The 18,723-nt window shown below is 55.4% G+C and carries 21 protein-coding genes; 16 read left to right on the forward strand and 5 right to left on the reverse strand.

Annotation, left to right across the window (positions count from 1 at the left end; genetic code table 11):
• Window positions 1–47 precede the first annotated feature (47 nt).
• From urtB to TU92_RS05945, 5 genes are all read left to right on the forward strand, one after another.
• Complete coding sequence (urtB, locus tag TU92_RS05925) at window positions 48–1,616, forward strand: urea ABC transporter permease subunit UrtB (protein ID WP_112165240.1); 1,569 nt, start codon at window positions 48–50, stop codon at window positions 1,614–1,616.
• The gene (gene urtC / locus TU92_RS05930) at window positions 1,616–2,689 is read left to right on the forward strand and encodes an urea ABC transporter permease subunit UrtC (RefSeq protein ID WP_112165242.1); all 1,074 of its coding nucleotides are present in this window, start codon (window positions 1,616–1,618) and stop codon (window positions 2,687–2,689) included. The genes urtB and urtC overlap by 1 nt, the downstream gene beginning before the upstream one ends.
• Window positions 2,690–2,703: 14 nt before the next feature.
• Entirely contained in the window at window positions 2,704–3,495 is a 792-nt protein-coding gene (gene urtD / locus TU92_RS05935; protein WP_112165450.1) for an urea ABC transporter ATP-binding protein UrtD, read from the forward strand.
• Between the two features lie 10 nt (window positions 3,496–3,505).
• On the forward strand, window positions 3,506–4,204 hold the full coding sequence (gene urtE, locus TU92_RS05940; RefSeq protein ID WP_112165244.1) for an urea ABC transporter ATP-binding subunit UrtE: 699 nt from the start codon (window positions 3,506–3,508) through the stop codon (window positions 4,202–4,204).
• A gap of 90 nt (window positions 4,205–4,294) precedes the next feature.
• The gene (locus TU92_RS05945) at window positions 4,295–4,675 is read left to right on the forward strand and encodes a hypothetical protein (protein ID WP_112165247.1); all 381 of its coding nucleotides are present in this window, start codon (window positions 4,295–4,297) and stop codon (window positions 4,673–4,675) included.
• A gap of 72 nt (window positions 4,676–4,747) precedes the next feature.
• On the opposite strand, the gene TU92_RS05950 is transcribed toward TU92_RS05945, so the two are convergent.
• Window positions 4,748–4,996: a GlsB/YeaQ/YmgE family stress response membrane protein gene (locus TU92_RS05950; RefSeq protein WP_112165249.1), complete on the reverse strand. Its 249-nt coding sequence runs from the start codon at window positions 4,994–4,996 to the stop codon at window positions 4,748–4,750.
• Window positions 4,997–5,412: 416 nt separating this feature from the next.
• On the opposite strand from TU92_RS05950, the gene bhsA reads away from it, so the two are divergent.
• The 3 genes from bhsA (at window position 5,413) to TU92_RS05965 (ending at window position 6,924) form a co-directional block, all read left to right on the forward strand.
• Window positions 5,413–5,670 carry a multiple stress resistance protein BhsA gene (bhsA, locus tag TU92_RS05955; protein ID WP_112165251.1) on the forward strand — a complete coding sequence of 86 codons (258 nt, stop codon included), beginning with the start codon at window positions 5,413–5,415 and terminating at the stop codon, window positions 5,668–5,670.
• Between the two features lie 159 nt (window positions 5,671–5,829).
• The gene (locus TU92_RS05960; RefSeq protein ID WP_112165253.1) at window positions 5,830–6,465 is read left to right on the forward strand and encodes a LysE family translocator; all 636 of its coding nucleotides are present in this window, start codon (window positions 5,830–5,832) and stop codon (window positions 6,463–6,465) included.
• Window positions 6,466–6,480: 15 nt separating this feature from the next.
• Window positions 6,481–6,924 (forward strand): GNAT family N-acetyltransferase, encoded by a 444-nt coding sequence (locus TU92_RS05965; RefSeq protein ID WP_112165255.1) that lies wholly within the window; start codon window positions 6,481–6,483, stop codon window positions 6,922–6,924.
• Between the two features lie 45 nt (window positions 6,925–6,969).
• On the opposite strand, the gene yfcF is transcribed toward TU92_RS05965, so the two are convergent.
• Together yfcF and TU92_RS05975 are read right to left on the reverse strand one after the other, a co-directional pair.
• On the reverse strand, window positions 6,970–7,605 hold the full coding sequence (gene yfcF / locus TU92_RS05970) for a glutathione transferase (protein WP_112165258.1): 636 nt from the start codon (window positions 7,603–7,605) through the stop codon (window positions 6,970–6,972).
• 108 nt (window positions 7,606–7,713) lie between these two features.
• Window positions 7,714–9,717 carry a methyl-accepting chemotaxis protein gene (locus TU92_RS05975; protein WP_482822435.1) on the reverse strand — a complete coding sequence of 668 codons (2,004 nt, stop codon included), beginning with the start codon at window positions 9,715–9,717 and terminating at the stop codon, window positions 7,714–7,716.
• 245 nt (window positions 9,718–9,962) lie between these two features.
• Between TU92_RS05975 and TU92_RS05980 the strand changes: the two genes are divergently transcribed.
• Together TU92_RS05980 and TU92_RS05985 are read left to right on the forward strand one after the other, a co-directional pair.
• On the forward strand, window positions 9,963–10,499 hold the full coding sequence (locus tag TU92_RS05980; RefSeq protein ID WP_112165261.1) for a hypothetical protein: 537 nt from the start codon (window positions 9,963–9,965) through the stop codon (window positions 10,497–10,499).
• A 5-nt stretch (window positions 10,500–10,504) separates the two neighbouring features.
• Window positions 10,505–10,984: a GNAT family N-acetyltransferase gene (locus tag TU92_RS05985; protein ID WP_112165263.1), complete on the forward strand. Its 480-nt coding sequence runs from the start codon at window positions 10,505–10,507 to the stop codon at window positions 10,982–10,984.
• Window positions 10,985–10,993: 9 nt separating this feature from the next.
• On the opposite strand, the gene TU92_RS05990 is transcribed toward TU92_RS05985, so the two are convergent.
• Complete coding sequence (locus TU92_RS05990; protein ID WP_112165265.1) at window positions 10,994–11,446, reverse strand: GNAT family N-acetyltransferase; 453 nt, start codon at window positions 11,444–11,446, stop codon at window positions 10,994–10,996.
• A gap of 83 nt (window positions 11,447–11,529) precedes the next feature.
• Here TU92_RS05990 and TU92_RS05995 point away from each other — a divergent pair, with 83 nt between their 5' ends.
• The 5 genes from TU92_RS05995 to TU92_RS06015 all read left to right on the forward strand — a co-directional run bounded on the left by TU92_RS05995 (window position 11,530) and on the right by TU92_RS06015 (window position 16,193).
• Entirely contained in the window at window positions 11,530–12,711 is a 1,182-nt protein-coding gene (locus TU92_RS05995; protein ID WP_112165267.1) for a benzoate/H(+) symporter BenE family transporter, read from the forward strand.
• A gap of 133 nt (window positions 12,712–12,844) precedes the next feature.
• On the forward strand, window positions 12,845–13,876 hold the full coding sequence (gene idnD, locus TU92_RS06000; RefSeq protein ID WP_112165269.1) for an L-idonate 5-dehydrogenase: 1,032 nt from the start codon (window positions 12,845–12,847) through the stop codon (window positions 13,874–13,876).
• 95 nt (window positions 13,877–13,971) lie between these two features.
• Window positions 13,972–14,568, forward strand: coding sequence for a DJ-1/PfpI family protein (locus TU92_RS06005; RefSeq protein WP_112165271.1), 597 nt, complete (start codon window positions 13,972–13,974; stop codon window positions 14,566–14,568).
• A gap of 119 nt (window positions 14,569–14,687) precedes the next feature.
• Window positions 14,688–15,242, forward strand: coding sequence for a cysteine hydrolase family protein (locus TU92_RS06010; protein ID WP_112165272.1), 555 nt, complete (start codon window positions 14,688–14,690; stop codon window positions 15,240–15,242).
• Between the two features lie 36 nt (window positions 15,243–15,278).
• Complete coding sequence (locus TU92_RS06015) at window positions 15,279–16,193, forward strand: GlxA family transcriptional regulator (RefSeq protein WP_112165273.1); 915 nt, start codon at window positions 15,279–15,281, stop codon at window positions 16,191–16,193.
• 6 nt (window positions 16,194–16,199) lie between these two features.
• Here the strand turns inward: TU92_RS06015 and TU92_RS06020 are convergent, their stop codons facing one another.
• Window positions 16,200–17,195, reverse strand: a complete 996-nt coding sequence (locus TU92_RS06020) for an acyltransferase (RefSeq protein ID WP_112165275.1) — start codon at window positions 17,193–17,195, stop codon at window positions 16,200–16,202.
• Window positions 17,196–17,431: 236 nt separating this feature from the next.
• On the opposite strand from TU92_RS06020, the gene TU92_RS06025 reads away from it, so the two are divergent.
• Window positions 17,432–18,670, forward strand: a complete 1,239-nt coding sequence (locus TU92_RS06025; protein WP_112165277.1) for an MFS transporter — start codon at window positions 17,432–17,434, stop codon at window positions 18,668–18,670.
• Window positions 18,671–18,723: the final 53 nt, after the last annotated feature.

The raw sequence follows: 18,723 nt of genomic DNA on the forward strand, positions 1-18,723 counted from the left end.
GCAGGGGGAGGAGCAAACCACAATCAACTTTATGCGGCGAGAACATTATGAGAATCCTCTTCAGGCCACTGCTTTTCCTGCTCTTTTGCCTTCCGTTACTGGCGCAGGCCGGGGCGGCGAATGACTTTGCTGCCGCCAGCCGCAGCCAGCAAGCCACGTTGTTACAACAATGGGCGGCGGATCCACAGCCGGAAAGACTGCCGCTGCTCGAGGCGCTGAAGCAGGAAAACGTCGTCATCGACCAATCCAGGCACGCATTCATACAAAACGGCGACCAGCTCACGCCGCTGGAAGGGGACGCCAAACCGCAGGGCGACACCAAAAAAGTGTGGCTGAACAACCGGCTGCGCATTCTGATTGCCAACGCCCTTTCCGCCCACCGTTTAGTCAGTACCGACAGCGCCGTGCGTTTGCAGGCGGCAAAATCCTTACAGCGCGATGCGCAGGCCGATCAGCTGCCGTTGCTGACCCGTCGTTTTGAGCTGGAAAAAGACAGCACGGTGCATGACGCACTGGCCATCGCGCTGGCGAATTTACAGCTGGCGGACGCGGATCCGCAGGTGCGCCTGCACGCCGTCGAGCTGCTCGGCACCTCCGGCGATCCGGATACACAAGGCCGCCTGCAAAACCTGACCGATCCGAAAACCGAAGCCGACGCCACCGTGCGTGCCGCCGCTGCTGTCAGCCTGAAAGCGGTGCAACACCGCCTGCTGACAGGCGATCTGCTCGGGCAGGCGTTTACCGGTTTATCACTGGGCTCGATTCTGCTGCTCGCCGCGCTGGGGCTGGCGATCACCTACGGCCTGCTGGGCGTGATTAACATGGCGCACGGCGAGATGTTGATGCTCGGCTCGTATTCGACCTACATGGTGCAGTCGCTGTTTCAGCACTACGCGCCGGGGTTGCTGGCGATTTATCCGCTGGTTGCGCTGCCGGTGGCGTTTTTCATCACTGCGGGCATCGGCATGGCGCTGGAGCGCACGGTGATCCGCCATTTGTATGGCCGCCCGCTGGAAACGCTGCTGGCGACCTGGGGCATCAGCCTGATCCTTATCCAGGGCGTGCGCGTACTATTTGGCGCGCAAAACCTTGAGGTCGCTAACCCCGGCTGGCTCTCCGGCGGCATTCAGTTGCTGCCGAATCTGGTGCTGCCGTACAACCGCATCGCGGTGATCATTTTCGTCCTGCTGGTGCTCGCGCTGACCTGGCTGTTGCTCAATAAAACGCGCCTTGGCATGAACGTGCGCGCCGTGACACAAAACCGCGCGATGGCGGCCTGCTGCGGCGTGCCGACCGGCCGCGTCGATATGCTGGCGTTCGGTCTTGGTTCCGGCATCGCGGGCTTAGGCGGCGTGGCGCTCTCGCAGCTCGGCAACGTCGGCCCTGAACTCGGTCAGGGTTACATCATTGATTCCTTCCTTGTCGTGGTGCTCGGCGGCGTCGGGCAACTGGCGGGGACGGTGGTCGCGGCCTTTGGTCTGGGCATTGTGAACAAAATTCTTGAACCGGAAATCGGCGCAGTACTGGGGAAAATCCTGATCCTCGCGCTGATCATCCTGTTTATCCAGAAACGTCCACAGGGACTCTTCGCCTTCAAAGGCCGGGTGACTGACTGATGAGCCAACCTTTAACGATAACCGGCGTACAAAAAGCGCCGAAGATTGCGATTTCCGTGGGCGCGGTGGTGTTAATCGCGCTTTGCGTCATGCCATTTCTGGCGCTGCTGCCGGCGGAGAATCCGCTTTCGATCTCCACGTACACCCTGACGCTGGTCGGTAAGATCCTGTGCTATGCGATCGTCGCGATCGCACTCGATCTGGTGTGGGGCTACGCCGGTTTGCTGTCACTCGGTCACGGGCTGTTTTTCGCTCTCGGTGGTTACGCGATGGGCATGTATCTGATGCGTCAGGCGGCGGGCAGCGGCCTGCCGGATTTTATGTCCTTTCTCTCATGGACCGAGCTGCCGTGGTTCTGGGCAGGCACTCAGCATTTCGCGTGGGCGCTGTGCCTGATCGTGCTGGTGCCCGGCGCGCTGGCGTTTGTGTTCGGCTACTTTGCCTTTCGCTCGAAAATCAAAGGCGTCTATTTCTCTATCATGACACAGGCGCTGACCTACGCCGGAACGCTGCTGTTTTTCCGCAATGAAACGGGTTTTGGCGGTAATAACGGCTTCACCGGTTTCACCACCCTGCTCGGTTTTCAGGTCACCGCCACCGGCACTCGCGTCGGATTATTTTTGATGACCGTTTTCGTGCTGGTCGCCAGTCTGGCCCTCGGTTTTGCGCTGGCGCGCAGTAAATATGGACGTGTACTGACCGCCGTACGCGACGCAGAAAACCGGCTGATTTTCTGTGGCTACGATCCGAAAGGTTTCAAGCTGTTCGTCTGGACGGTGTCGGCCATGCTGTGCGGGCTGGCGGGCGCGCTTTACGTGCCGCAGGTCGGCATCATCAACCCGAGCGAAATGTCGCCAACCAACTCCATCGAAGCCGCCATCTGGGTGGCGCTCGGCGGGCGCGGCACGCTGATCGGCCCGATTCTCGGCGCTGGCATCGTCAACGGCGCGAAGAGCTGGTTCACCGTCGCCATCCCCGAATACTGGCAGTTTGTGCTCGGCGGCATGTTCATTGTGGTGACGCTGTTCCTGCCGCACGGCGTGATCGGCCTGTTGCGTAAGAGGAAATCCTGATGAGCCCGATGACCATGACCGAAGATCTGTTTACCCAGCCGCATCTGGCGGACAGGCACCGTGAACAGACCGACCCGATTTTGCAGCTGGAAAACATCAACGTCAGTTTTGATGGTTTTAAGGCGCTGACTAACCTGTCGCTCAACATCGGCGTCGGCGAACTGCGCTGCGTAATCGGCCCGAACGGCGCAGGTAAAACCACGCTGATGGATGTCATTACCGGCAAAACCAAACCGCAAAGCGGCCGGGTGTTTTACGATCAGCGCACCGATCTGACCAACCTCGATCCGGTGCGCATCGCGCAGTCCGGCATTGGCCGCAAATTCCAGAAGCCGACGGTCTTCGAAGCGCTGACCGTATTCGAAAATCTGGAGATCGCGCAGAAAACCAATAAATCAGTTTGGGCGTGCCTGCGCGCCAAAATGAACAGCGAACAGCGCGACCGCATCGATGAAATGCTCGGCACGCTGCGGCTGACCACGGAACGTCATCGTCCGGCGGGTTTGCTGTCGCACGGCCAGAAACAGTTTCTGGAGATCGGCATGCTGCTGGTGCAGGAACCGCATTTGCTGCTGCTCGACGAACCGGCTGCGGGCATGACCGACGCCGAAACCGAATACACCGCCGAGCTATTTAAACAGCTGGCGGGCAAACATTCGCTGATGGTGGTCGAGCACGACATGGGCTTTGTGGAAAGCATCGCCGACCACGTCACCGTGCTGCATCAGGGGCAGGTGCTGGCGGAAGGCTCGCTGAAACAAGTGCAGGCCAACGAGCAGGTTATCGACGTTTATTTAGGACGCTGAGGAAAGAGTTATGTTGCAAGTCAATGAACTGAATCAGTTTTACGGCGGCAGCCACATTCTGCGCGGACTTTCGTTTGAGGCGAAAATCGGCGAAGTCACCTGCCTGCTCGGGCGCAACGGCGTGGGCAAAACCACGCTGCTCAAATGCCTGATGGGGCTGATCCCGGCGAAATCCGGCACTATCAGCTGGCAGGATCAGGTGATCAACAGTCGCAAACCGCATCAGCGTGTGCAGGCGGGCATCGCCTATGTCCCGCAGGGTCGCGAAATTTTTCCGCGCCTGACCGTAGAAGAAAACCTGCTGATGGGGCTGTCGCGCTTTTCAGGCAGCGATGCGAAACAAGTACCGGACGAAATCTACCATTTGTTCCCGATCCTGCTGGAAATGAAGCATCGCCGCGGCGGTGATCTGTCCGGCGGCCAGCAGCAACAGCTGGCGATTGGCCGGGCGCTGGCCTGCAAACCCAGCCTGCTGATCCTCGACGAACCCACCGAAGGCATTCAGCCGTCAGTTATCAAAGAGATCGGCGCGGTTATCAAACAACTGGCCGCCAAAGGCGATATGGCGATCCTGCTGGTCGAGCAATTCTACGACTTCGCTGCCGATCTGGCCGACAGCTACCTGGTGATGTCACGCGGGAGCATCGTCAAACGCGGACGCGGGGAAGACATGGAAGCAGAAAATGTGCGGGGGCTGGTGGCGATTTAGCGCCGAACGACGTTTAACAAGACAACCATTAACTTTTCAGACACATTTGGGGCAGTTTTTCTCAAACATGCTGAAAAGGACACGCGCAGTATGAAAATCAAAAGTCAGGAAGCGCTGGTGCGTCAGCGCAAACGCTGGATAAAGCTCGCATTACTGCTGGCGGTCATTGCCGGGTGTTATTTGTGGTGGAAGCAGGGAAAACTGATTTCAGAAACCTGGAGCCCCAACAAGCAATATGTGGTGCGCGAATACCGGACGTTCGAGTTTATTCCGCGCATAGCCATGCCGGGCGATGGCGGCCACTATTCCGGTTATATGCGTGTGTACAACCGCGACGGTAAAAAGTTCTACGAAGAGTATTCCGACCTGCTCGACTTTATTGAAGGGCCGTTCTGGGCAAAAGAAGGCGTGTACTGGATGGGCAATGATAATCAGGATATTGTGAGACTACCGACTTCACCGGTGGATTGACGTTTTTAAGAAACAAAAAAGCCGCGACACTGCGCGGCTTTTGTCTTTTTCTTCAGGCGTAATGGAAAACCATTAGCTCCTGATTTTGCGGTAGATAAACAGAACCACAATCGCACCGATCACCGCGACAACGAAGCTGCCGAAGTTGAAACCGTCTACGCGGCCAAAGCCGAAGAACGTACTGATGTAACCACCCACTACAGCACCGACAACACCCAGTACTATAGTCAGAATAAAACCACCGCCATCTTTGCCCGGCATGATCCACTTAGCCAGAATACCTGCAATAAGACCAAAGATGATCCAGGATAAAATTCCCATTTTCGACTCCTCCGAATAAATTTCCGTTACCGTGAATATTGTTCAGCCAAGTCGGCCAAACAAAAGCAGAACCTTTTAGATACTGCCGTCTGGGTGGCAGGTTTATTTTCATGCCCCACGCACAACCCGTTTCTGATACTACCCTGCAAGCGTAGCACCGAATCCACAAACCCGCCAAAAATCAGCAGGAAGGAGAAAATAGCAGCAAAGAGTGATGTTATTTAAGGCTGCGTCAACATTACCGGGGTTTCGTCAGGTACCTGCACAGGGACGTAAAATTGCGTAAAAAGTAGGCCAAATATTTTGAATGACTTACTCAAATCAATCCGTTTTTCATCTGCCCGTATCAGGCCTATTATGCATCCATCGAAAGGCAACCACCTTTCACTCATACAAACCTGAATGGAATACTTATCATGAAAAACGTCAAAATTTTTGCTGTAGCTGCCACCCTCTCCCTGATTTCTTTCGGTAGCTTCGCGGCTCAGCAGGTTAATCAGCCTTCAAATGACATGCAGAAAATCGGTGTTATCTCCGCCGCCAACTCCACCACCCTGAGTGGCCTGGAAGCGAAACTGTCACAGCAGGCGAAAAACGCCGGTGCGTCTTCTTACCGCATCATCTCCGTGACCGGTAACAACAAACTGCACGCAGACGCTGAAATCTACAAATAATCGTCACCCCGATAAAAACTGCTGAAAAGCCTGTGGAAGCTCATCTTCCACAGGCTTTTTTTGGTTCCCCCGTCACCACTTTAAGATTTTCTTTATCTGCACATTGCATCTTCCCTGTCAGGTTCACTATTCTGGTTTTTTCGCTCATCAGGAAAAGTCATGACCGTCACCGAATCTCTGCTTTCTTACGCGCTGGCTGCTGGCATCTTGACGCTCACGCCCGGCCTCGACACCGCGCTGGTTCTGCGTACCGCGGCCAGTCAGGGCAGCAAAAAAGCGCTCTTGTCGGCATTTGGCATCAGCACCGGCTGTCTGGTGTGGGGCGCGATGGTGGCTCTCGGGCTCGGTGCGGTTCTTGCCGCCTCCGAAATCGCCTTTACGGTACTGAAATGGATTGGGGCAGCGTATCTGTGTTGGCTCGGCCTGCAAATGCTGTTGAAACCGCGCAGCGAAATGAATATGGCCGCACCGGAAAGTGGGAAAAAAGCCCTGCGCATCGGCAATTCGCCCTTCGTGCGGGGGTTATTTGGCAATGTGCTAAACCCGAAAGTCGGCGTGTTTTACGTTTCCTTCCTGCCGCAGTTTGTCGCGACCGGTTATCCGGTCGGCCCCTATATTTTTGGCCTGGCCGCCATGCATGCTGTTATCGGCACGTTATGGTCTGTCACAATGATTTGTGCCACACGTCCGCTTTCCCGTTGGTTGCGCCGTCCGACGGTCGTCAGAACGCTGGATCGTTTGACCGGCACTGTTTTTATCGCTTTTGCAGTCCGACTCGCTACATCAAAACGCTAAAAAAGGAATCCTGTCATGAAGACCCGTCTCACCCATGCGCCCACCCCCGAAGACCTCGAAGAGATCAAAAGCGGTCTGCGCCGTTTCAACAGCAACTTTATACCTAAGCCGACATTCCGTGAGTTAGGGGTGTTTGTAGAGGATGAACATGGCAAGAAGCAGGCCGGGATTGTGGCTGAAACTGTCGGAAACTGGATGTACATTCAGATGCTGTGGGTTGATGAGTCGCTGCGCGGGAAAGATGTCGGCACGCAGCTGATTACCGAAGCGGAAGAAGAAGCCAAAGCGCGTGGCTGCCGTTACGCGCTGGTCGATACCTTCAGTTTTCAGGCGCGCCCGTTCTATGAACGCATGGGATACAACATGCAGATGGCGCTGGAAGATTACATCGCGGACTCCCGCGCGCCGCAAGAGGCGCCTTCCACCCATACGCGCTTTTTCCTGACCAAATCCTTGTAATCCGCTTTCGCGCAGTCAGTTTTTCGACTTACTGCGCGCTTCATTTTATTTCTTCGCTGATAACGCCAGCCACTCTGACACTGAAGGTCTCTGCCACTGCGCTTCGGCGTATGCAGCGAGTTTTTCCGGCATCGGATCGCCATTCAAGCGCAGACGGTTTAGCATCAGCGCCAGATCCACATCCGCAATACTCCATTCGCCAAACAAATGCGTTTTATCGCCAAGCAGACGTTCCGCTGCATCAAAGAGCTTTTCTGCCGCCTGCTGACCTTTGGCGGAAAGCGCCGGACGTTTCGCACCGGCAAACACCACTTCGGTCGAACGTTCTTCACGGATGGGCATCAGATCGCTGCGCAGCCACGCCTGAACTTCACGGGCCTTGGCGCGGTTTTCCGGATCGAGCGGATAAATCGCTGGAAACGTCGGCGCGGGAAACAGTTCATCGACATATTCGTCAATCGCGGAAGATTCGGATAACACAAAAGTGCCATTGGTGAGGGTCGGCACGCGGCGGGTGACGGAAATCGCCGAATACGTTTCCTTCAGGTTCTCCGCTTCGGCCAGATCGACGGTTTCCAGTTCGAACGGAATGCCTTTTTCGGTCATCGCGACAAAGGCTGACATCACGTAAGGACTGAAATAATTGGCATCGGAATATAAAATCAGCGAAGGCTGGCTCATGACGAACTCCTGAAGAAATAAAGCAAAAGGATAAAAAACATAGCGCAGAAAAGGGGATGTGTCGTCAGAAAAAGCCTTCTCCCCGGCGGGAGAAGGCTGTGTAAATCACTATTTCAACCGGAACACCTGCACAATGTCGTTGAGGCGGCGTGCCTGATCTTCCAGCGACGCGGAGGCGGCAGAGGCCTGCTGCACCAGCGCGGAGTTTTGCTGGGTGACACCGTCCATCTCATGGACCGCCTGCGTGACCTGGCTGATACCACGTGACTGCTCGTCGGACGCCGAAACGATTTCACTCATGATGTCGCGCACGTCGGTGATCGCTTTCATGATCTCTTTCATCGTCTCACCGGCATTTTTCACCAGTCCGACACCGTGATCGACGCGCGAGGTCGATTCCGCAATCAGGGCGGAAATCTCTTTTACCGCGTCGGCGCTGCGCTGCGCCAGGCTTCGTACTTCCGAAGCGACTACCGCAAATCCGCGCCCCTGCTCGCCCGCACGGGCAGCTTCCACCGCCGCGTTCAGCGCCAGAATATTGGTCTGAAACGCGATGCCATTGATGACTGACGTGATATCAGAAATTCGGCGCGAACTGTCATCAATCTCGCCCATAATGCCGACAACGTCGGACATAATGCTGTTCCCTTTTCCGGCAATCGTGGTGGCATTTTCGGTCAGTTCGGTAGCAATGTGCGCGTTGTCCGCGTTTTGTTTAACCGTCGCGGTCAGCTGTTCCATGCTGGCGGCAGTTTCTTCCAGCGCGGCGGCCTGCTGCTCGGTTCGCGAAGCCAGGTCGATATTCCCCGCTGCAATCTGCGACGCACCGCTGCCGACGGCGTGGCTGGTGGAAATAATGTCAGTCACCACGTGCCGCAGCTGCGCCTGCATAGTTTGCAGCGCGAAGAAGATGCTGGTGCGGTCATTTTTCTGCGTCACGATGGGATGCGTTAAATCGCCGTCGGCCACCGTCAGCGCGATTTTCGCGGCGTCTGCCGGTTCACCGCCGACCGGGCGCAGCACTTTGCGGGTGAAAATAATGCTCAGTACGGCGAAAACCACCACGATGCTCAACACCATCAGGACCAGCGCGGAATAGAGCTGCCGCGTGCTCTCTTTCATCACCGCGTTGACCGGCGCCACAATACCCAGCATCCACGGCGTGCCGGTATTGCCAATCTGAATCGGCACAAATTCGGCGAAGGCTTTTTCGCCCAGTATGGGATCCTGCTGCTCACTACTAAAAAATGTGCCGATCTGAATGCTTTTCAGCAACGGCGCATCGTTCTCCAGCTTTTGCGTCACCTGATCTTTTTTCGGTGAAGAGATGTAATTACCGGACTGTGAAAACAGCATCGCATAACCGGTGCCCTGATACGGCTTAATGCCGTTGACCATGCTCTGCAAGGTTTGCAGCGAGAAATCCGCCGTGACCGATCCGAGGAATTTACCCTCGACGATGATCGGCACCGCAATCGACGTCAGCAGCGTATTGACGCCGTTGTACGGATAGCTGTAAGGCTCGAGGATCACTTCCTTTTTCAGCTTACGCGGCAACAGGTAATAATCGCCGCTGCCCGGCGTTTCGTAATCAGTCAGATTGTGCAGCACGATGTTTCCGCTGGTGTCACGGTCAACGTAGCGGACATAGCGGCCGTCCGGATCCTGCCCCGGCTGCGCGGCTAACTCGTCATCTTTGCCATCGAATGCATCCGGCTCCCACGCCAGTGACATCGAAAGAAAATCCGGGTGATTTTTGAGGGCGTTTTGCAACAACGTATCGGCCAGTTTGCGGTCGGCATGTCCGGCTTCGCGCAGGCTCAGCATGCTCTGCCCCAGATCGCGGGCGGCATAGAGTGCAGTATCGAGTTTTTGACGGGCAAGATAGCCGTCTGTGTTAGCAGTCTGCTGGAGATAACGGCGGGCGATTTCACGCTGCTGATTGGCGGACTGCCAGCTCAGCAAACCGACCGTAATGATGTAACCCAGACTGATCGTCAGCAGCCCGACAATCAGCATCAGCGTGCGGGTGCGCATCGCCTTCTTTTGCTGTGTTTTGTGTTTCTTTGGCGCAGCCGTGGCCGCAGGTGAGAACGCCTGAATCTGACTCATAAAACTCCCCGGAACAGTCAACGTGCTGTGAAAAACTCACTGTAGAAAATGGGTTATCTGTCCCTGATACAGGTCCTCTGTGGATGAGCAGGAATTCCGTTGTCGTCTGAATTATCGGCAATGACTGGAGATGCTTTAGCCAAAACGGTAAAAATCCACCCCGAAAAGATAAACGTTCGCATCCTGCCCACGTCTCCCTATACTGCTGTTATGTCGGCTGATTCAGACCTGTTCAGGAAACTCCTATGAAGTCATGGCTTTTACCTCTGTTGCTGCTTGTGCCGCTGTGCTCGCAGGCGGCATCAACGCCGAAAGAAATCAAAACCCGCTTTAGCCAGTTTAAGGTGGGCGACAAGACCATTTGCCTTGATGACGTTGTCTACGCCAACAACAATAAAATGAAGGTGATCGAGAACGGCTTTGTGGTATCAAAACGCAAAAATGTGCTGATTTACCAAAGTAATACGCTTTTTTTGCTGGGCAATGAGATCACGGTAAACATCAAAGCGATCATTGAAAGCCGCATTGGCAAAACATCATTCAGTAATCAGTTTAAGCAGGCGATGATTCAGGTCGAAGGGCTCGATGATCCGGCTCGCGCCGATGAGAAAGCTAAAATCATTCAGTCTTTCCAGGAAGTGGTGGCGGATAAAGACAATCAGACGCCTTACAGCTCGGTGGCGCTGACCGACAACGGCTATATCATCACGCAGGCAGAAAGCCATTCGACCACCATCAGCGAATGCTATGTGACACCGTATAAAAAACCTTCAAAGGAGTGATATTTGTGACCGTTTTATCCCCAATGCGCGAGACCTATTTTCCGCAATTTTTAGAGCAACTCGCCGCAGATTACGCCAGCGAAAATGTCCGTTCGGGCCGCTGGCCGCAGGAAAATGCGCTGACGCGTTCGCAAAGCGAGCTAATGAGATTGCTGCCACAAGGCACCGCGACGCCGGACAATTATTTGTTTGAAATTAAAACCGATCCTGACGGGCAGACAGCCGGTTATATCTGGTTTGCCGTCAGCGAACGTCAGGGCGAGCGCAGCGCTTTTATCTATGAAGTTTCCGTATTTAGCGAATTTCGCCGTCAGGGCCATGCCCGTGCCGCGTTTTTACAGCTGGAAGGGAAAGTGCGCGAGCTGGGTTTGAAATCCATCGGGCTGAATGTGTTTTATCACAACAGCGCTGCCCAGGCGTTGTATACCAGCCTGGGCTATGCACCCACCAATCTGACAATGGTGAAAACGTTAAAAACGAGTTAACCGCACCGTTTAACGGATATATTTCATAAAGTTGGTCGGCTGCCCTACCCGGTCATACAATTTGCGTGCGGTGTGATTGGTGGTTTGCGTCATCCAGTAAACGTTGGCTTTGTCGTTCTCGTCAGCGTAAGCGTACACCGCTTCAATCAGCTTCTGTCCGATCCCCAGCTTGCGTGCGCTGTCATCGACGTATAAATCCTGCAAATACACGACCTGTTGCAGGTGCCAGCCGTGATCGTGATTCAGACAGTTCACCAGCCCGACCAGTTTCCCCTGATACTCCGCCACAAAGCCAAACATGCCCGCGTACTCCGGGTCCGAGAGACGCCGGAACGTGAAATCAAACTGCGAAGGATCGAGCTTCGACAGATAAAAATCGAGATAACCCCGCCACAGCGTTTCCCAGCCTTCACGGTCAGCGGGTGTTAACGGGCGGATAACAATGTGATCAGATTGGCTCATGGGCTTTCTCTCTGTTAAATATAAGTAATCTCCATCCAGTTTATTGCAACTGCCGTTCTTTTCGCCAGAAGGATTTTTCAGCCATGTCGTCACGTTTTAACGTCAGAGATCTCACGTTTTCGGCGGTGATCGCCGGATTTGTCGCCGTCTTAGTCGGATATACCAGCTCGGCGGCGATTATCTTTCAGGCGGCAGAAGCGGCAGGTGCCACTGCGGGACAGATTGGCGGCTGGCTGAGTATGCTCGGCCTCGGCATGGGCGTGACCAGCATAGGATTGTCGCTGTATTACCGCACGCCGGTGGTCACCGCCTGGTCAACACCCGGCGCGGCGCTGCTGGTGACCAGCCTGCCCGGCACCTCGATCAACGAAGCGATTGGCGTCTTCGTGTTTGCCACCGGGCTGATTCTGCTGTGTGGTGTCACCGGATTATTCGCCAGACTGATGCATTACATTCCGCAGGCGCTCTCAGCCGCGATGCTCGGCGGAATTCTGCTGCGGTTCGGGCTGAACGCCTTCACGTCACTGCAAAGCAATTTCGCGCTGGCGGGAACGATGTGTCTGGTTTATCTGCTGGCGAAACGCGCTATGCCCCGTTACGCCGTGGTGCTCGCGCTGGCCGCAGGGCTTATCGTGGCCGGATTACAGGGCGATATCGCGCTGCACGGCCAGACGCTGACCTTTGCCACGCCGGAATTCGTGATGCCGCATTTCACGCTTTCCTCAATTGTCGGTATCGGCATTCCTTTCTTCGTCGTCACAATGGCGTCGCAAAACGCACCCGGCATCGCCACGCTGAAAGCGCACGGTTACAACCTGCCGGTTTCGCCATTAATTACATGGACCGCACTGACTGCGCTGATTCTTGCACCGTTCGGCGGTTTTACCGTCTGTATCGCCGCCATTACCGCCGCGATTTGTATGGGCGAGGATATTCATCCCGATCCGAAAAAGCGTTATATGGCCGCCGTTGCGGCAGGCGTGTTTTATCTGATTGCCGGTGTGTTTGGCGGATCGATTGGCATGATCTTTACCGCGCTACCTGAGGCGCTAATCCACACCATCGCCGGTCTGGCGCTGCTCGGTACGATTGCCGGAAGTCTGTATCGCGCACTGGAAAACGAACAGCAGCGCGACGCGGCTATCATTACGTTTCTGATCACCGCCTCCGGCGTCACACTGCTGGGTGTCGGATCGGCATTCTGGGGGCTGGCCGGCGGTGTGATCACCCATCTGATCCTGAGTATTCCGGCGCGAAAAAGATGAGTCCGTTCAAGTTATGGGTAACAGGTTTTCGTAACACGGCGCAAAGTGATGGCGATCACATTTTTCACCGTCCAAACGCTCTTTACTGGGGATAATCAGGCAACACACGCCCCCTTTAAAGAGCGAGAAATCCATGACTATTGCCACGCAATCCTGCGTCGTGACCGGGAAAAAAGACGTTTCGGTGATCGACCAGACCATCGATTACACAGGCCAGGGCACTTTGGTGAAAATTACCCGCGGCGGCATCTGCGGCTCCGATCTGCATTACTACGAACATGGTGCGGTCGGTGATTTCAAAGTGCGCGAAGCCATGGTGCTCGGCCATGAAGTGGTCGGTGTGGTGGAGAAATCTGACAACCCGCGTTTACAGCCCGGTCAGAAAGTGGCGCTCAACCCAAGCAAGCCGTGCAAAACCTGCAAATACTGCCTGTCCGGCGACGAAAACCAATGCACGACGATGAAATTTTTCGGCAGCGCGATGTATTTCCCGCACATCAACGGCGCCTTCACGCAGTACAAAATCGTCGACAGCGAGCAGTGCATTCCTTACGACAATCAGGTCAGTGACCGGCTGATGGTATTCGCCGAACCGCTGGCCGTTGCTATTCACGCCGTGAATCAGGCCGGCGATATAAGGGGTAAAACGGTGTTTGTGTCCGGTGTCGGGCCGATTGGCTGCCTCATCGTGCTGGCGGCAAAAGCCAAAGGCGCGGCACAGATCGTGGTCACCGACCCGAGCGAACGTTGCCGCACGCTGGCACTGGCCGTCGGTGCGGGCAAAGCGCTGGATGCCGCACAGGGCGATTTCTCCGCGTATCAGGCAGACAAAGGCTTTTTCGATGTGTCCTTCGATGCTTCCGGCCACCCTTCTTCTATCCGCCGCTGTCTGGAAGTCACCCGCGCGCGCGGTACGCTGGTGCAGGTCGGGATGGGGCCGGTGGTCAATGAATTCCCGCTGATGATGCTGATTGCCAGGGAAATTAACTGGGTCGGCAGCTTCCGCTTCACCGAAGAATTCAATACGGCGGTGGAATGGCTGGCGAATAAAACGGTCGACCCGATGCCGTTGCTTTCCGCCGAATTCCCACAGGGCGATCTGCTTGAGGCCATGGAATTCGCACTGGATAAATCCAAAGCCTCAAAAGTTCAGCTGGTTTTCTAACCTGCAATTTTGCGGTCTGCCACTCAACTCACAATATCAAAACATCGTTTCATTTTATTATCTCCTTTGATTTTATCATTCAGAGGAGATTGATTATGGCGAAGGAAACCCCGAAAAAGCAGGTCGCCCTGCTGCTGGCAGACGGATTTGAAGAAGGCGAAGCGGTGATTGTGCTCGATATTCTTGAGCGACTGGAGATTCAGGTCACCACGCTGGCGTGTCAGAAAAGTCAGATGCTCCGCAGTTATCACGGCATTCAGATGCAGGCTAATGCGTTGCTGAGCGCGCAGGGCGATCGCGTGTTTGACGCGGTGGTGATGCCCGGCGGTCCCGAAGGTTCCGTGGCGCTGGCGGCCAGCAGAGAGGTGGTCGAATTTGTCCGTCGCCACGACGAGGCCGGTAAACTGATTTGTCCGCTATGTTCCGCCGCTGCGCGTGTGCTCGGCGGCAACGGGCTGCTGAAAGGGCGTCGCTACGTCTGTTCCGGCGATTTATACAAAGACGTCAAAGACGGCGTTTATGTGAATCAGTCCTTCGTCGAAGACGGCAATCTGCTGAGCGGAAAGGGATTAGGGCTGGCATTCGATTTTGCTTTCCAGCTGGCGTACCGCCTGACCGGCAATGCCGAAGCCACCGATTTTCAGGCCGACCACATCGATTATCACCACTGGCGCGCTAACCAAAAAATCTGATCGCTTTCAGCGGACGGCGCAGGTCGTCCGCTGCGGTCAGCATCATGTCCGTTTTTGGCATTCTCCCGCCTCTTTTTCAGGCGCACACTGGTTTCACACTCACCAGATGGAGTCCGGAAATGACAAAAAGCGCCCTGTTAAATATCGACGTTCAACGCTCGTTTGAGCACAAAGATTTCTGGCAACAGAATGACTTACCCGCTTTCAGTGAGGCGCTAACCCGCCTGATTGACGGTTGCCAGACGCGCAATGTGCCGGTCGTGGATGTGTTCCACGTTAACGCGGAAGGCGTGTTCTCACTGGCGTCCGGGCTGGTCACACCGATGACATTCCTCAGCCATACGCCGCAAAAAACTGTTCACAAAAACGTGCATAACGCGTTGCTGGAGTCCGGGCTGGACGCATGGCTGCGCGAAGAAGGCATCACACATCTGATCATCGCCGGGATGCGCACTGAACAGTGCTGCGAGACCACGACCCGCGTGGCATCGGACATTGGCTACAATGTGACGTTCGTGACCGAAGCGACGATGACGTTTCCGATGACGCACGCCAGCGGCGAAGTGTTCTCCACCGATTCCATCAAACGTCATACCGAGCTGGTGCTCGCCGATCGCTTCGCCACTATCACCGACGTGGACGGCGCACTGGCGGAACTCGACCGGGCTGTGTGAAGATACGTTTTTGTGCGAACGGGTAAATGAAACGATATGCAGCGAAATGTCTACTTTGTGACGCTACCGGGTGTGATGTCGTTAGATCTGACCGGTCCGGCGGAAGCGCTGCGGCTGGCCGGGCAATTTCAGTTGCATTACATCGGCCCGCAGCCGGAAGTGTTGATGTCCACCGGGCTGACGGTGTCCCATTTGCAGCCGCTACCAGAAAGTCTGCCGCAAGGCAGTATTTTGATCATGCCGGGCGTGACCGAATCGGTGGAAAATTTTTCCTCACCGGTCGCGCAGACTGCCTGTGACTGGATGCGTCAGCAAAAAAATGCCATCGAAAAAGGCCACGTCACGCTGGTGTGCATTTGTTCTGGCAGCCTGCTGGCCGGGAAAGCCGGGCTGCTGGACGGTTATCAGTGTACGACGCATCACGACGTGATCGACCGTTTACGCCAGCAGGTACCCGCCGCGCAGGTGAAAGATAACCGGATATTTGTTGAAGACCGCTTCGTGCTGACCAGTGCAGGCATCAGCGCCGGTATTGATCTGGCGTTGCATCTCATCGCCACTCATTTAGGGCCACAGGCCGCACTGGATGTCGCCCGCGAAATGGTGGTCTATTTCCGCAGAGGCGGTGATGATCCGCAACTCTCTCCGTGGCTGCGTCACCGCAATCATCTGCACCCCGCCGTCCACCGCGCACAAAATCTGATGGCCGCTGAGCCGGAATCCCCGTGGCAGGTGGAAGATGTTGCCGCCAAAGCCCACATCAGCAGCCGCCACCTGACGCGCCTGTTCCGTCAGCATCTGGGTATCAGCGTGCGCGATTACCACGAGCAGCTGCGTATCGCCATCGCGCAACAGCGCATTCAGCAAGGCGCAGGTATTGAAAAAGCGGCGCTGGCTGCCGGATTCTCATCGGGCAGACAATTCAGACGGGCGCAGGAACGGTGGGAGTAATCCCCTTCAGCTAACCCATTTTCGCCGGTCCACTTTCCCCAACAGCATCGCCAATCCTAAACCGCCCCCCAGACCGCAGATAAACAGGAAGGCGACGTTCAGCAGTGGAAATTGCGGGAAATCGAGGTGGCGGCTACGCAGGGCAATGATGATCAGCGCGTGAAATCCGTAGACCGCCAGAGAATGGCGAGAGATCAGACCAAATCCCGGCAGAATGTGGCCAGATAGTGCATTTTTAAACGTCACGAACAACGCCATCGCCGAGATAAAGACCAGTGGCCCGCTGTAGACGTAAAAGGTATCTGCAAAATTCTGATTGATCTGCATTTGCCGGTAAGTCCCTGCGGCAATCGTCAGTGTACTGAGAACGAAGATGGCGGCGGCCGTCAGCGTAATGCCACGTTTTCGGGTATCGAGTTGGCTGATGGCACGCCCCATCAGGGCGTACAGGACGTAATAAAACGTATCGCCACCGATGTAAAGATCCAGGGGTAAAAGGTGGATTTTCTGCCAGGTCAGCGCCGGCAGCTGCGGGTTTGCCAGCACACCGAGCAGGATCCCGGCAATCAGCAGATATTTCCCGGAGACCGCTTTGACGTGAATCAGCGGCGAAAACAGGTAAATTACGATGATGGCGTAGAAAAACCAAAGGTGATAAAACACCGGTTTTTCCACGATCAGCCTCAGAGACGGCCAAAAACCGATTTTTGTCATGGTGAGGATGTAGAGCAGCGAAACGGCGCTGTAGAACAACAGGCAAAACGTGACGCGAAAGAAATGGCGTTTTTGCGCACTTTTTTCACCAAAGAACAGCGCGCCGGAAATCATGAAGAACAGCGGTACACAGACCCGCGACGCCGAATTGAGCAGGTTTGCCACCATCCACTCCGCCGTATGTACCGCCGCGAAACTGACCACCAGCGAGGTGCTGGCATGGACCATCACTACCATCATGCAGGCGAGCGCGCGCAGATTATCTATCCAGCTTATTTTTTCGCTCATGACCCGCAAATTCCTTCCCGTTGATGTGCTGTTTGCAGCCTATCCAGCTTTCAGACGGCTAACAAGGCAAAAGTGCCATTCTCAGATTGTGCTGAACGTGGATCCGAGGATTGCACCGCGCTCAAAAAATGGGCAAAATAGCCGCCATTACTGCCTCGCTTGCGAAACCCGCCCGGACAGTCTCTACTATTTCGCTAATTTTCAAACGATTAGCCTCAGTTTGTGAAATAACAAAAATGCATAATTCTCCAAATACTGCGTCCCTTCTGGGGCGACAGGCGCTTCTGTTCCCTCTGTGTCTGGTGCTTTTCGAGTTCGCGACCTATATCGGTAACGATATGATCCAACCCGGCATGCTGGCCGTCGTGGCCAATTTCAACGCCGGTGAAGAGTGGGTGCCTACCTCGATGACCGCGTATCTTGCCGGCGGAATGTTCCTGCAATGGCTGCTCGGGCCACTGTCTGACCGCCGCGGACGTCGTCCGGTCATGCTCAGCGGCGTCATCTTTTTTATCATCACCTGTCTGGCGATTCTGTTCGTACAGAACATTGAACAATTTATGGTGATGCGTTTTCTGCAAGGCATCAGCCTGTGCTTTATCGGCGCGGTGGGTTATGCCGCGATACAGGAATCCTTCGAGGAATCGGTGTGCATTAAAATCACCGCAATGATGGCGAACGTGGCGTTGATAGCCCCGCTGCTCGGCCCGCTGGCCGGTGCTGCGCTGATCCACGTTGCGCCGTGGCAGCTGATGTTCGTGATTTTCGCCGGGCTCGCCGCCATTGCGCTGTGGGGGCTGTGGAAATCGATGCCAGAAACCGCGTCACGGCTGGGTGAACCTTTCTCCATGCCAAGCCTGCTGCGTGATTACAAACATGTGCTGAAGAACCGTCAGTTCGTGTGCGGCGCGCTGGCGATTGGTTTTGCCAGCCTGCCGCTGCTGACGTGGATCGCGCAGTCGCCGGTCATTTTAATCAGCGGCGAAGGGCTTTCGACCTACGATTACGGCATGTTGCAGGTGCCGATTTTCGGTGCGTTGATCGTCGGTAACGTCACGCTGGCGCGTCTGACCGGTAAACGCACGGTGGAATATCTGATTAAACTGGGCGCAGGCCCGATGGTGGTTGGCCTGCTGATCGCGGCGGCGGCAACAATGGTGTCCTCCCACGCCTATCTGTGGATGACCGCCGGTCTGAGCCTGTACGCCTTCGGGATAGGCGTGGCGAACGCCGGTTTATACCGTCTGACCCTGTTCTCCAGCGACATGAGCAAAGGCACGGTTTCTGCGGCGATGGGTGTCATCAGCATGATGATTTTCACGCTGGGTATTGAGCTGGCCAAAGTGGCTTACGTTGAAGGCGGTGCGGGGATGTTCAATATGTTCAACCTGTTAAGCGGCCTTTCGTGGCTGGCGCTGGTGGTGTTTTTCCTGCGCAGCCGTCAGGTGGTGATGTCGCCGAATGGCGTGATCTGATACTGAAAACGCCAACAACGCCGATGCCGGGGCGTTATTGGCGCAGGGAGTTT

It is taken from the genome of Rahnella inusitata (assembly GCF_003263515.1).
GTDB classification, from domain to species: Bacteria; Pseudomonadota; Gammaproteobacteria; order Enterobacterales; family Enterobacteriaceae; genus Rahnella; species Rahnella inusitata.

Coding starts and splice junctions, on each gene's coding strand:
- bhsA (WP_112165251.1), top strand. CDS start 5,413: ATGAAAAACGTCAAAATTTTTGCTGTAGCTGCCACCCTCTCCCTGATT.
- TU92_RS05975 (WP_482822435.1), bottom strand. CDS start 9,717: ATGAGTCAGATTCAGGCGTTCTCACCTGCGGCCACGGCTGCGCCAAAG.
- urtE (WP_112165244.1), top strand. CDS start 3,506: ATGTTGCAAGTCAATGAACTGAATCAGTTTTACGGCGGCAGCCACATT.
- TU92_RS06025 (WP_112165277.1), top strand. CDS start 17,432: ATGCATAATTCTCCAAATACTGCGTCCCTTCTGGGGCGACAGGCGCTT.
- TU92_RS05965 (WP_112165255.1), top strand. CDS start 6,481: ATGAAGACCCGTCTCACCCATGCGCCCACCCCCGAAGACCTCGAAGAG.
- idnD (WP_112165269.1), top strand. CDS start 12,845: ATGACTATTGCCACGCAATCCTGCGTCGTGACCGGGAAAAAAGACGTT.
- TU92_RS05980 (WP_112165261.1), top strand. CDS start 9,963: ATGAAGTCATGGCTTTTACCTCTGTTGCTGCTTGTGCCGCTGTGCTCG.
- TU92_RS05990 (WP_112165265.1), bottom strand. CDS start 11,446: ATGAGCCAATCTGATCACATTGTTATCCGCCCGTTAACACCCGCTGAC.
- yfcF (WP_112165258.1), bottom strand. CDS start 7,605: ATGAGCCAGCCTTCGCTGATTTTATATTCCGATGCCAATTATTTCAGT.
- TU92_RS06010 (WP_112165272.1), top strand. CDS start 14,688: ATGACAAAAAGCGCCCTGTTAAATATCGACGTTCAACGCTCGTTTGAG.
- TU92_RS05995 (WP_112165267.1), top strand. CDS start 11,530: ATGTCGTCACGTTTTAACGTCAGAGATCTCACGTTTTCGGCGGTGATC.
- TU92_RS05945 (WP_112165247.1), top strand. CDS start 4,295: ATGAAAATCAAAAGTCAGGAAGCGCTGGTGCGTCAGCGCAAACGCTGG.
- TU92_RS05950 (WP_112165249.1), bottom strand. CDS start 4,996: ATGGGAATTTTATCCTGGATCATCTTTGGTCTTATTGCAGGTATTCTG.
- TU92_RS06015 (WP_112165273.1), top strand. CDS start 15,279: ATGCAGCGAAATGTCTACTTTGTGACGCTACCGGGTGTGATGTCGTTA.
- TU92_RS06005 (WP_112165271.1), top strand. CDS start 13,972: ATGGCGAAGGAAACCCCGAAAAAGCAGGTCGCCCTGCTGCTGGCAGAC.
- urtD (WP_112165450.1), top strand. CDS start 2,704: ATGACCGAAGATCTGTTTACCCAGCCGCATCTGGCGGACAGGCACCGT.
- urtB (WP_112165240.1), top strand. CDS start 48: ATGAGAATCCTCTTCAGGCCACTGCTTTTCCTGCTCTTTTGCCTTCCG.
- urtC (WP_112165242.1), top strand. CDS start 1,616: ATGAGCCAACCTTTAACGATAACCGGCGTACAAAAAGCGCCGAAGATT.
- TU92_RS06020 (WP_112165275.1), bottom strand. CDS start 17,195: ATGAGCGAAAAAATAAGCTGGATAGATAATCTGCGCGCGCTCGCCTGC.
- TU92_RS05960 (WP_112165253.1), top strand. CDS start 5,830: ATGACCGTCACCGAATCTCTGCTTTCTTACGCGCTGGCTGCTGGCATC.